General features: G+C 35.7%; 9 protein-coding genes. 7 read left to right on the plus strand and 2 right to left on the minus strand.

The genetic code is table 11. The annotated features are described in order from the left end of the window. Positions 1–4 precede the first annotated feature (4 nt). Positions 5–490, plus strand: a complete 486-nt coding sequence (locus ACMAYL_RS10975) for a hypothetical protein (protein WP_412470082.1) — start codon at positions 5–7, stop codon at positions 488–490. Positions 491–548: 58 nt separating this feature from the next. Continuing rightward, on the plus strand, positions 549–1,370 hold the full coding sequence (locus ACMAYL_RS10980) for a phosphatase domain-containing protein (protein ID WP_412471083.1): 822 nt from the start codon (positions 549–551) through the stop codon (positions 1,368–1,370). A 31-nt stretch (positions 1,371–1,401) separates the two neighbouring features. On the opposite strand, the gene ACMAYL_RS10985 is transcribed toward ACMAYL_RS10980, so the two are convergent. Next, positions 1,402–2,970, minus strand: a complete 1,569-nt coding sequence (locus ACMAYL_RS10985) for an AMP-binding protein (protein ID WP_412471084.1) — start codon at positions 2,968–2,970, stop codon at positions 1,402–1,404. A gap of 48 nt (positions 2,971–3,018) precedes the next feature. Between ACMAYL_RS10985 and ACMAYL_RS10990 the strand changes: the two genes are divergently transcribed. Continuing rightward, positions 3,019–5,694, plus strand: coding sequence for a PEP/pyruvate-binding domain-containing protein (locus ACMAYL_RS10990; protein WP_412470084.1), 2,676 nt, complete (start codon positions 3,019–3,021; stop codon positions 5,692–5,694). Between the two features lie 27 nt (positions 5,695–5,721). Here ACMAYL_RS10990 and ACMAYL_RS10995 read toward each other — a convergent pair whose 3' ends face one another. Beyond that, the gene (locus ACMAYL_RS10995) at positions 5,722–6,759 is read right to left on the minus strand and encodes a DUF3419 family protein (protein ID WP_412471085.1); all 1,038 of its coding nucleotides are present in this window, start codon (positions 6,757–6,759) and stop codon (positions 5,722–5,724) included. Positions 6,760–6,822: 63 nt separating this feature from the next. On the opposite strand from ACMAYL_RS10995, the gene ACMAYL_RS11000 reads away from it, so the two are divergent. From ACMAYL_RS11000 to ACMAYL_RS11015, 4 genes are all read left to right on the plus strand, one after another. Beyond that, positions 6,823–7,758: a hypothetical protein gene (locus ACMAYL_RS11000; RefSeq protein ID WP_412471086.1), complete on the plus strand. Its 936-nt coding sequence runs from the start codon at positions 6,823–6,825 to the stop codon at positions 7,756–7,758. After that, positions 7,748–8,662 carry a hypothetical protein gene (locus ACMAYL_RS11005; protein WP_412471087.1) on the plus strand — a complete coding sequence of 305 codons (915 nt, stop codon included), beginning with the start codon at positions 7,748–7,750 and terminating at the stop codon, positions 8,660–8,662. The genes ACMAYL_RS11000 and ACMAYL_RS11005 overlap by 11 nt, the downstream gene beginning before the upstream one ends. A 104-nt stretch (positions 8,663–8,766) precedes the next feature. Beyond that, positions 8,767–11,112 (plus strand): phosphotransferase, encoded by a 2,346-nt coding sequence (locus ACMAYL_RS11010; RefSeq protein ID WP_412470088.1) that lies wholly within the window; start codon positions 8,767–8,769, stop codon positions 11,110–11,112. Further along, positions 11,105–12,721, plus strand: a complete 1,617-nt coding sequence (locus ACMAYL_RS11015) for an AMP-binding protein (protein ID WP_103219139.1) — start codon at positions 11,105–11,107, stop codon at positions 12,719–12,721. Before ACMAYL_RS11010 ends, ACMAYL_RS11015 begins: the two co-directional genes overlap by 8 nt. The last annotated feature ends 2 nt before the right edge of the window (positions 12,722–12,723 follow it).

Consider the following 12,723-nt stretch of genomic DNA (forward strand, 5'->3'; position numbering starts at 1 on the left):
ACATATGAAACTAAGATACTTTATCTTTATATTAATCGGAGTCTACTGGCTTTCAAATACGGTTCATGCAGTTGGACCCAAGGCCAATGACTACCTCTTTCGCTCTCAAGTGAAAATTGAAGAGTTTAATAACTTTTCAAAGAAAGGACTGGGCCATCTTGCGGCCAGAAGTCTTAACGAATCAAAAGATTATCTAGAAAGATTAGCACAGATTAAGCACGAACTCTCCCAAGAACAATTAAATCTCTTAAATGAACTACACGAAGAAGTGACTAAAAAAGAAAAAATTGAAGCCGAAACAATCAGCACTTGTGATTATCGAAATATTGAGCACTATAAAGAGATTGAAAAGCTAAAAGAGCTAAAAGTGAATGGTAGTATTCTCACATTCAGATCTCATAAGAATCTCTACTTATTAAAGGCCAAAGAAGTCCAAAAATGCCAACAATTCAGTACTTGGATGGAAAACTTTAACGAAATCTCTGTATAATGTTCATACTAACGCGATACATGGTGAAATTAGTGAATTCATTCAATATGATTTCTTCATGAAAACAAGAAAGATGAAATCAGTAATCCTAGTATTAATGTTAAACCTCTTAGCTTCGGCAACACTAGCTTTTACTAAAGATAGTGGGAAGACGATTCTAATTTCAGATATCGACGACACAATTAAAGTTGGCCATATCAGATCAAAGGTCGATGCCGTTTCAAACGCCTACCGTACAAATAATATTTTCCTTGGCATGGCCGACCTTTATCACATCATAAAAAATCGCCTCGATGCAGATGTTTTTTATCTAACAAATGCGCCAGAGGAAGTGATGGCATGGTCGCACAATGAACTCCTTAAAAACGGAAACTTCCCAGAGGGAAGCTTGGAAATTAGACCTTTTAAAGTATCGAGCAAGGTATTTAAAGCGCAAAGACTTCAAGAGCTAATCGCTGAGAATAGACCTGATACAGTTATCCTAGTTGGTGATAACGGAGAACACGATAACTCTTTCTATAATGGTATCAAACAGACTTATCCAGGAATTAAGTTTCATACTTTTATACGTGCTGCCTACAACTTTGATGAATCAAATGAACTCTACAAAGGTCAAGCAAGTTTTGTTACACCATTTGAAATCGCAGATACTCTTTATCAGAGAAAAGTTTTAGAAAGATCTGACTCGAAAGAGCTTTTAGATAAGCATCTTCAAAGTTATATGGAAGAGTACCTTTTAAGAGATAAAGGACAACTTTATACTCCTCACTGGCAAAGATGTTATGGACACAAAGTAAATAGCGGATCAAGCCTATTTTCAACACTACCTAAAGAGCTGACAAAGAAGATCTCAATTCTTTGTCGAAATTACGATAACTAGTATAAGAGTTTAGATATCAATCCAGCACAATCTACTTGTGCTGGATACTTTCTCTTATGGCATTTCGGTCAACTCGAGAAAAATGCCTTGAATCAACAGGAACACGGCCAAATTCAACAAGCGCTTCACCAAGATTCCAATCATTTAAGATTTCACTAATATGTTCTTTTATCTTAACTTCACCCTCAATCAGACACAATATCGTATCATTAACTTGAACTAGAGCTGCTCTTTGAACACCATCAATACGGGCCAATTCATTCTCATAGTGAAATGTTGGAACGAGCTTGCCATTAACCTTTAAACAATCTTTGAGTCGCCCAAGAAGATAAATCTGTCCCCCACTCACATATCCAACATCACCAGTGAGGTGCCAAAGTCTTCCCTGTTCATCCCATCTCTTAGTCGTTTTATTGGCTGGATGATTATCAATATACTCTTTAATAACATGAGGTCCACTTAGACAGATTTCTCCCCAAACGACTCCTTCCTGAAAATCAAAACCATTAGCGACCTTATCAATCTTAGTATCTAAAACTTCAATGATATGCCCCAACTTAAGTCCAACTTTCTTATTTGAAATATACTCTTCAATTGGAACAAAACTAATGGGCTCAACTTCAGTAGAGCCATAGATAATATGAATCTCAACCAACGAACAGGCCCTATCGAATTGTTCCTTCACAAAACTTGCATGCTTTGTCGATATTTCAGCACCACCAATGATAATACTTCTTAACGATGGAATTTTGATATCATTTGATGCAAGGTAATCAGCAAGTCTTCTGATAATCATTGGATTAGCACTAAATCGTGTGACACCATATTGATTCATTTGCGCAATAACCCTTGAAGCATCAAACTCAGCTAATTTACGATAGTCGATATCTGGGAAAATTGTGGTGATTCCAAGGCCCAAGTTTTGTAGAACAAGAGTTGGGAAAAATGGCATATCAACTTCATCTTCTTTATGTAGCCAAAAATATTCTGAGACAATCTTTTGTGATAAAAAGATATCAAGACTTCGATTTGCGGCCTTAGGTCTTCCAGTGGAGCCAGTTGTAAAAGAAATAAGTGTCTGAGCATCTTGCTCAATTGGTGTTTGCGAGAAATTAAGATTATCTTGCGCTCTAATACTTGTTAAAGTTTTAGTAAAAAGACAATTTTGATCAAACGTAAAGCGCTTCATTTTCCACAGAGCAGGAATTAAAGGCGTCCATTTTAAAAGCTCTTTAACAGAGATGATCCCTTGAGCATTTGCATCTTCAATGGCCTGCTTAAGTTTATCCTTTGGCATAGTAGAATCAATTGAGACGACAACTGATCCCATATAGAACAATGCCACCATTATCTGATAAAGCTCCAGTCGCAATGGAATGAGTACGATAACTCGATCCCCTTTCTTTATTCCAGCATCAGATAATGTCTTTATCCATGCCCCAACCTGAGACATAAACTCGCCATAGTTCTGATCTTTATTTTGATAGATCAAGCATCGCTTTTCTAAATTATTTCGAAAGTGAGAATCCAGGTAGTGACATCCATTTATCGGTATACCTTCGTAACCCAGTTCTTGCCTTATATCTTCAATTTTTTTCATATGATAATATTAAATGAAAATAATATAATTTGTAATGTTAGGTAGTAAATGTATCTATTAAGTAAATTTGATTCTCTTCTTACAACAAAAACACAAGTTGGTGGTAAGGCCTATAACCTTGCTAAGCTTGAAAAGTGTCGTGTTAATACACCAGATTGGTTTTGTATCACTAGTGATTACTTTCAAACATTAGTTGACCAAAATGAGGTATTAAAGCAACTCATCGTAAGCTACACACAACTTCAATTTATTGATGATTTAAAAGAACTAATCGCAAAAATTCATGCTGAAATTGATAAGTGTGAAATTTCCATTATTGATGAAGTTATGGAGAGAATTAATCCTAATATTCACTATGCTATTAGAAGCTCAGCTGCTGATGAGGATGGTAGTCACTTCTCTTTCGCTGGACAATTAGAGTCTTTTCTCTATGTTCAAGGAAAAGATAAAATAGAAGATGCCATTAGAAATTGTTTTAAAAGCAACTTCTCTCTAACGGCCCTTACATATCGCTTTAAAAATCAAATCCATCAATCGACACCAAAGATGGCGGTTATCATCCAAGAGATGATTGATCCTGAGAAGTCAGGTGTTCTCTTTACGGCCAATCCAATTAATGGATACAGAGACGAGATGCTTATTTCAGCAAACTACGGTCAAGGAGAAGGTGTTGTAAGTGGTGAATGCAATACTGATGAATACACAATCAATGACCTTGGTATCATTAGAGATGAAATTAGGGAAAAAGACTATAAGATTATTGCTGACTACGAAAACAAAACAACAAAGAAAGTTGAAGTTACAGGAAATGATATCAATTCAAGTGTCTTAACTCACGCAGAAATCATTGAGTTAAATAAGCTTGCCCTAAATATTCTTGCATTAAAGAAGAAGCCTCAAGATATAGAATTTTGTTTTCAAAATGGAAATATCTATATTGTCCAGACACGAGATATCACATCTCTTCCAATGGATAAGCGTGAAGACTTCGCCAATGTTTTTGATAACTCAAATATCCAAGAATCATTCAATGGAGTTACAACACCCCTAACTTTCTCTTATGCCTCAAAGATGTACTACAAGGTCTATCATCAACTACTAGGCTTAACTGGGCTAAGTGAAGAAGAGTTAAAAAAGCACGAAAAAAGACATAAGAATATGATCGCTCTTATTGAAGGTCGAGTATTCTACAATATTCAATCTTGGTATAAGGGGCTCCTTTTGCTTCCGTCCTTTAAACAATCTAAAGGAGATATGGAGAAAATGATGGGAATTACAGACCCTGTCGACTTTATTGAAGATAAAGACCTACCTTTATGTGAGAGATTAAGAATGTTACCAGGTCTGATAAAAACCTTTGGTAGTCTTCTTTGGTATTTCTCAAAAATAGATAAAGTTGTTGCCGACTTTATGTCTGATTTTTATAAAGTTTATAATGACATTGATTTCACCAAACTCAATAGACTTAATCTTACTCAACTCTATGATCTAACTGAAGAGCTCGATCAGAAAATCACGAGTAAATGGCACGCTCCACTTATAAATGACTTCTACGTTATGATGATGAATGGAAAGATGTATCGCTGGATGGATAAGCTTGGTGTTGAAAATGCAGATATCACTCTTGGAAATTTATTATCAGGAGAACATGATATTGCCAGTACTCAACCGACTAAAGAACTTTTAAAAATAAGTGATGAAATTAAGAAATGCGATCAAAATCTTAAGGATCAATTCCTAAAACTAGAAAATTCAAAAGTTATGGACTTCTTCTACATCAACAATAAGGCCATTTTTGATTTATGCCAAGATTATATCGAAAACTATGGTGATCGCACAATTGGTGAGCTTAAGCTTGAAAGCTTATCACTGAGAGAAAGCCCAGACTTTCTCATCAATATTCTAAAAAATTACGTGATTAAAGAAAGCCTAAGTTATGAAAGCTTCATTGCAAATGAGCTTGAACTTAGAGAGTCTGAAGAAGAAAAGATTGAGCCAATAGTTAAGAAAAAGCTTTCAATTTTTGGAAGAAAACGTTTTTATAAAGATCTGGCAAAACTTAGAAAGGCCATTCGTTATCGTGAAAACACAAGACTTCTTAGAACAAAGTCATTTGGTATCTCACGTCAAATTTACCGTGAAATGGGAAATCAATTAGCAAACTTCAATCTAATTAGTACACCAGATGATATTTTCTTTTTAACTCTTAGTGAAATTGAAGAACTAAAAGATGGGCGTATTGTTCAGACAAATCTAAAAGAACTAATAAGCTTAAGAAAGTCTGAGTACGATTCATATGAAGATGAGGAACCTGGTCATCACTTTAAGACATTTGGCTTCGTTCACGCAGGAAATAAATTTATCTATGAAGGCAATACAAATCTTGATCATGATGGTGCATTAAAAGGTATAGGATGTTACCCAGGTCACATCACAGGAGAGGTTGCCCTACTCTTTAAGCCGGATGATGGAATTGATGTTAATGACAAGATTCTATGTACAGTAAGAACTGATCCAGGATGGGCACCATTATTTCCGTCAATCAAAGGACTACTTGTAGAAAAGGGATCGACACTTTCCCACTCAGCAGTTATTGCTAGAGAACTTAAGATTCCTACAATCGTCGGAGTTCCAGGAATTACAAAAATAGTAGAGAATGGACAAGAGATCGAAATGGACTGTGAAAAAGGTCTAATCAACTTATTACAAGAAAATCAAGAATAAATAAAGGCCTCATAAGAGGCCTTTTCTTTATGAAACTCTTTTATAAAATTTTATGTCGTAAACTCCGACCTTTTCTTTCTTTATAAGATCTTTAAATTCAGCTGTGATATCTTCAAAACCATCTAAATCTGGAGTATGAACTCGTAAGTAATAACGAACACAAATCACTCCACCGATAGAAATTGAAGACTTTGCTTTTTGAACGAAATCCTTGCCTAATTTATCATCAAAGTAACTAGGGACATCAGAGTAAGAGAAATAATCAAATTGATACTTTCCACTTTCAAGCTCTGAAACAACATCACCAATATGATAATTGATTTGAGTTGTTTCTATACAATCTTTAAGATGCGAAAAACTTCGACAACGTAGAGGCGTATTTGTCAAAGTTACTTCACCAAAGAAGCACAGGCTTAAGAAAAAATTATCTTTAATCAGATTATTTTTAAATAAACGAGCAAATCGGTTTCGATAAAATTTCACATAACTTTCTGGGATATTCTTTCTAATGAAGTCACCTCGATACAAGAGAGAGTTCATTAAGGCCTTATTTCCTACAATTGATAAAACAACTGTCCACTTAACCTTAAAGCTTACTGTATCCATTATATTTAATTGCTCTTGAATTGTTTTACAATTTCTAAGGGCCTCAATAACACGATGCCCTAAAATTTTACGACAAAGCTTTGAAAAGGTAATAAATGTTTTTTCCCATGATCCGGCAAGTGCCGCAATTTCATTGGCCTCAAAATAATCATTAAGTCCAACATTAGCACCAACTGTTTTTAAAATCGCGGAATCATCATGGTATGCTCTTAAATAATCCACTTCTTCAAGTGCAAGAATCGCCTTCTCATACGCTCTTGCCCATTCAATCTGAAGGCCCGATACATCAAAGAGGTCTAACTTTGAGTCAGTATTTGTAATAAGGTATAACCCTCTTGGTCCTGCACCACAAATAGAGCCAATTTTTTTAGGAGAAAGTTTTTCACAAACTTTTGACTCCATCTCAATATCTTCATTTGCTAGTGAGTAATTTAATTTGTCAGTAAAATATTTTGCCATGTCACAATTATAGTTGTTTTCATTATATAATGGTACAAAGAAAATAAATTCAGATGAGGATGTATGAGCAAAGATATAAGTCATATTACAACAGAAGATTCATTTATTAAGAGATATTTAGCTTGGTCAAACGAGCGCTTCCCAATGGCCAATGTCATCTCCGGTCTAATCACTTTCTTTGTCATGAGTCGCCTTGCTCTGTTCTTACAAGATAAAGCATTAGATTTTACACCATTAGATATCCTAGGGGCAATTGCTGTAGTCGGACACTACTTTGTATTAAGAGTATTTGATGAACATAAAGATTTCAAAGTTGACTGTATTAATCACCCAGAGCGTGCGCTCCAAAGAGGCCTCATTAAACTTTGGCACCTAGATATTATTGCTGCAGTTTTTACTATTATTGGATTAATTTATTCTGCTTTAATTTCAAATAATTATTTAACGCTTATTTGCTACGGCGCTGTTTATCTGTGGTCCATACTTATGGCCAAGGAGTTCTTTATTGGTACATGGCTAGAAAAGCGCTTAACGCTTTATTCAATTAGCCACATGCTCGTTTCTCCTCTTATTATTATTTGGATTATGTCGGCAAAATGGCAGGTTCCTACATTTGAATTCTATGTTTATCTTATTCTTGCCATGTCTTTTGCATCAGGTTTCTCATATGAATTTACAAGAAAGACTCGTGGCCCTGAAGAAGAGACTGAAACACTTGACTCATATACAAAGATTTATGGCACAGGTGGAAGCGTTCTCATTATCACATTAATGAATATGATAACTCTTGGATGTTTTCTTTATCTCATCCCACTAATGCCGAATCTACGATCAATTCTAGCTGCAATGGGTATCGCAGGTTTTGCAGCTGCTCAATCGACACTTTTTAAATATTTAAAAAAACCAAGTCTTGAAGGACGTAAGAAGAATGAAAAGTCATTCGGACTCTTCGCTCTCCTACTTTATATCGCTCTTATTGTAGGTGTTTATGCAAATTAATTTAGACCGACTTACCCAAGAGCAAAAACAAGAGTTCCTTCTTTTTAAAGATAACGAAGCAATCTCAAGTATTGAACAATTTGTTGATGGCGATGCTTCAGCAATTTTCTTTCTTATTGATAAGCAAGCGTACTTTGGTTTTTGTAATGGGAAGCTATCACAAAGCTTTATTGAAGCCGCCAAAGATTATCGTCAAAAGTATGTAAGCGAAAAGATGGTTGGGCCATTAAATCTTTCTACATATAATAGCTACCGCTTAAAACAGAATGAAGATCTACCTCATCACTTAATGGAGCCCCCTTACGACAAAGAGTTGTACGAATTACTGAAGTCTCATGGTGAGATCTTTGAGAGTTATGTAACTTATGAAATTAATGATTTTGATAAGCTCTTAAAATGGTCTGAGCAATTTGATGAAATTGATGATTCACCAATGACTGAAAATTATGACCTAAAAGTAATTGATGGACAATTTTGGCTTGATAACCTTGAACGATTTTACCAAAGTGCTGATCAAGTTTTTGGAGAGAATATCGCCTACTCACCAATTTCATTTGAAACATTCAAACTTAAGTATGGCCAACAAGCGGCTGGCCTTATTTGTCCTCATACCTCACGTGCTCTAATTTCAAAAGCAGACAATTCAATTATTGGGATCATCCTAAATTTTGTGGATCCCACAGCAACAAATATAAAGAGGCTCTTAATTAAGACTATGGGAGTCCATCCAGATCATCGTTACATGGGGCTAAGCTTCATTTACCTACTTAAGGAAATTATCCCCCAAGTAAGATCTCATTATGAGCAAGCTTATCTATGCTTGATGCGAGACGGGAACCTTCCCTCACTATTTGCGAAAGATATTTCGCAGAAAACTCGCTACTATCACCTATTCACTATCTAAATCACTGATTTTACTAGTATAAAACTGCCGTCTACTGTGTAGACGGCCATAGTACAATTTTCAATCAAACGTTCTCGTTCATCTTTATAAGCTATATTTGAACTATGAAGATCAATGAAATTAGCACAAATTCAGCTTCTGAGCAGGAAGCAAAAGTCGTAAAGCAGAAGCTTTCGGCCCCATCTCGTTTTGACTACTCTGAAGCGGCAAGGCTAAATCGTATTGCGATTTTAGAGGCCCAGTGTGGGGAAAATCTCGACTCAATTCAAATAACAGACCTAGATGGATTAAACCTCAAGGGTAATATCGAGTCTTATGCTGGAAGTATTTCAATTCCAATGGGAATTTGTGGGCCATTAAAAATTAATGAGAAAGGTGAAAAGGAAGATTTATATATTCCAATTGCAACCTCAGAGGGCGCTCTAGTTTCTTCGATCACTCGTGGTGCACTTGCTGTTTCTTTAAGTGGTGGCTTCAAGGCCAAGGTTTTAAGAAAGCGTATGTACCGTGCTCCTGTTTTCACATTTGATGATATTGACCATGCTGATGAATTTATCTCATGGCTAGAAGATAACTTCGATACGATCAAAAGTATTACTAAAAAGTATTCAAACTTTGCAGATCTAAAAAAGATCAAGCCAGTTCTTATCGGTCGCAATGTTCACGCGAAATTTATCTATGAGTGTGCCGACGCTTCCGGACAAAACATGACAACTGTTTGTACGTGGCAATCATGTCTTTGGATCAAAGAAGAGCTTTTAACTTCAAAAATTAAACTCGTTGAATTCTTCTTAGAAGGAAATGGTTCAAGTGATAAGAAAGTTTCTGTTGGTTCTGCAATGCAGACTCGTGGAACATATGTAACTGCAGAATGTGTAGTACCAGAAAAAGTATTAAAGCGTATTCTGAAAACATCAAGTACTGATCTCATCAATCTCTACTTAAGATCACTACCTATTACTCGCCTTGAAGGAATGACAGGATATAACGTAAACGTTGCCAACGCTGTTGCGGCCATTTTTGCTTCAACAGGACAAGATCTTGCTTGTATTCATGAGTCATCAACAGCTGTTCTAAATTTTGAAAAACACGAAAAAGGTTTATACGTAAGCTTAACTCTACCTTCACTAGTTATTGGAACTGTTGGAGGTGGAACAGGACTTGGTCACTATAAAGACTGCTTAAAGTCGATCGGTTGTGCAGGAGCAGGAAAGGTCGAAAGGTTTGCAAAAATTATAGCTGGAGCGGCGCTATCTCTTGAGCTTTCAACAATGTCGGCCATCTGTGGTGGACAGTTTGCTTATGCACACGACAAGCTTGGTAGAAATAATCCGAAAGATCAGCTTAAAACGAAAGATATCACAAAAGAGTTTATCAATGAAAACTTCACTGATCAGTCAACTCTAGTGAAAGAAAGTGAGTCAATTGAACACGACCACAAGATTAATATTGAAAATGGAATTATCACAGAAGCTACTTCAAGAGTGGTAAACAAATCTCTTGGCTTTACATCACTAGAGATCAACAAAGAAGATAAAATAATTCTGAAGTCAAAACCCCTTGATACTGACGTAATTGCAGGTTTTGCGGCTATTGCAGGTTTTGCGGATAGTGATATCAGAAGAAAATTCATTAAAACAATTCACAATAATGAATTTACGAAATGTCATATTAGAGAAATTGAGGCATACCGTATGGTTTCAAAGGATTTCTCTCGCTATATGCCAGAGCTTCATGGAACATATATAAATGCTCAGAAAGAAGCATACCTTCTTCTTCTAGAAAATTTAAACTTTTCTCAAATTGAGTTAATGAACACTCAAGGATGTTTAGAATTATGGATAAGCTCAACTCGTGAATTAATTTTTGATGCTATATCTAAGATTCATCAGAACTTTGCAAATTCACAAGAAGTTTCTGAGTCGTCTCTTAACCTTGGAAAAGTAAATATTGATAAAGACTTAACGAAATCAATTATCACTTATATTCGTGCACAAAACTACATCAGTGCAAAGACAGAGGAAAAGTTAGAAGAAGTTCTAAATACTTTTGAACAATGGTCAAAGATCATCAACGAAGGTCCAAAGACACTTACTCACAACGACTTTAATCCAAGAAATATTTGTTTTAAAAATGGTCGCCCATGCTTCTATGACTGGGAACTATCTCGCTACAACTCTCCATATAGAGACCTTGTGGAATTCATGAGCTTTACAACACCAAGTGGTGAAATTGCGAATGATATAAATTATTACTTCTCAAAAGATGGGCTTGAACTATCTAAGCAAGAAAAACTAGAAAATATGTTATCTTGTGCAAATGAATATCTACTTAACCGAGTCCTATTCTACTATGTAGGCCACAGTGTAAATGAATATGAGTTCATGCCACATATCTTCAATAAAACACTTGAGATCATCTCATACCTAGAAGGTCAGCTGAATGCGTAATCTCATCGACAAGCTACTTTCAAATAAAGATCAAGAAAAGAAGGTTCTCTTCTTTTACAAGAACTTTAAGCTTGCTAGCTCACTTTCTATAAATGAGCTTATGGAGAAGGCCCGTGTCATTGCTTCTAAAATTAAGGCAAATGATATTACTAAAAAAAATATAATTCTTTCATTTGAAAATGAAGAAAACTTTGTGACTTACTTCTTTGGTATCATCCTATCAGGTAACGTACCTGTACCAATGGCATCAAGTGCCTTAATGCTAAAAGATGATTACCAAGAATTACTATTCCAATTCGCATCTGCGGCACAAACAAAATATATCGCAGCAAAGAACTCTCCAGAGGGCTTTACCAATATAGCAAAATTTAATGACGCTGAGATGGCAACACAATTTGCAAATCCTGAAAGCAGTGAAACTTGTTTTATTCAATTTTCTTCAGGATCAACTTCTGCACCAAAAGGAGTTGTGATAAGCCATAGCAATCTACTTGCAAATAATGATCAAATTAATCAAGGGATCAAATTGAGTGATTCTGATTCTATTTGTACATGGCTACCTCTTCACCATGATATGGGGCTGATAGGAAGTCTGCTCACTGCTCTTTTAAAGAATCTTGAATGTCATATTATTCGTACTCAAGACTATGTCATTGCGCCTCATAAATGGCTTCACCTTGTTTCAGAGACAAAGTGTAGTGCTCTTTGTATCCCAAATTCAGCATATTATGTTTGTGCAACTAAAATCCCAGAAAAGAAGTTAGAAGGTCTTGATCTTTCTCATATACGCTTTGCTCAATGTGGAGCTGAGCCAATTAAGGCCAATGTTTTAAAGGCCTTTAGCAATCGTTTTGAAAAATATGGCTTCAATACTAATGCCATTATGCCAGTTTATGGACTAGCAGAAGCGACTCTTGCAGTAACTTTTCATGAGGTTGGTACACAGTTTGAGACTGTCACGATTAAAGATGAAGAGTTTATTTCTTGTGGTAAAGTTCTAGCACCGACTCAGCTTGAGATTAGAAATCAACACCAAGGTGTTGGTGAAATCTATATAAAAGGGCCATCAGTATCGACTAACTATTATGGTAGAGAAACTCATCTCGAAGATGGATGGCTAAACACAGGAGACCTAGGCTTCTTAGATGAAGAAGGTAGGCTCTACGTAACAGGACGAAGTAAAGATCTCTTAATCTGCAATGGTGTTAATATCTTTGCAAATGATATCGAGTTTATGGCCGCAAAAGTACCTGCGGTAAAGCTTGGGCGTATGGTTGCTTTTTCAATTCAAACAGATAAGAGCGAGAAACCTCACCTCATCATTGAGCTAAATGAGAAGTCAAAAGAGGCCCGTAACAAAGTCAAAGAAGACGTGGCAAATGCTCTAAAATCAAAATTAGCACTCACAGAAGACAATATTTCAATAGTGCCAGAGCTAACTCTTAAAAAGACAACTAGTGGGAAAGTAAAACGCCAAAATGCCCAAAAAAGATACATGGCCGGAGAAATTACAAAAATCGAGAAAAATTATCGATTTAATCTTATAGTATCTCGTTACATAAAAAATAAATTTAAGTTTAATTTCTTAATTAAAGAGAAATTGGGATAAAT

The organism is Halobacteriovorax sp. RT-2-4 (genome assembly GCF_047085445.1).
Lineage (GTDB): Bacteria > Bdellovibrionota > Bacteriovoracia > Bacteriovoracales > Bacteriovoracaceae > Halobacteriovorax_A.

Bases quoted from the DNA above. Each gene is read 5' to 3' on its own strand.
- ACMAYL_RS10975 (WP_412470082.1), top strand. From the start codon at position 5: ATGAAACTAAGATACTTTATCTTTATATTAATCGGAGTCTACTGGCTT.
- ACMAYL_RS10980 (WP_412471083.1), top strand. From the start codon at position 549: ATGAAAACAAGAAAGATGAAATCAGTAATCCTAGTATTAATGTTAAAC.
- ACMAYL_RS10985 (WP_412471084.1), bottom strand. From the start codon at position 2,970: ATGAAAAAAATTGAAGATATAAGGCAAGAACTGGGTTACGAAGGTATA.
- ACMAYL_RS10990 (WP_412470084.1), top strand. From the start codon at position 3,019: ATGTATCTATTAAGTAAATTTGATTCTCTTCTTACAACAAAAACACAA.
- ACMAYL_RS10995 (WP_412471085.1), bottom strand. From the start codon at position 6,759: ATGGCAAAATATTTTACTGACAAATTAAATTACTCACTAGCAAATGAA.
- ACMAYL_RS11000 (WP_412471086.1), top strand. From the start codon at position 6,823: ATGAGCAAAGATATAAGTCATATTACAACAGAAGATTCATTTATTAAG.
- ACMAYL_RS11005 (WP_412471087.1), top strand. From the start codon at position 7,748: ATGCAAATTAATTTAGACCGACTTACCCAAGAGCAAAAACAAGAGTTC.
- ACMAYL_RS11010 (WP_412470088.1), top strand. From the start codon at position 8,767: ATGAAGATCAATGAAATTAGCACAAATTCAGCTTCTGAGCAGGAAGCA.
- ACMAYL_RS11015 (WP_103219139.1), top strand. From the start codon at position 11,105: ATGCGTAATCTCATCGACAAGCTACTTTCAAATAAAGATCAAGAAAAG.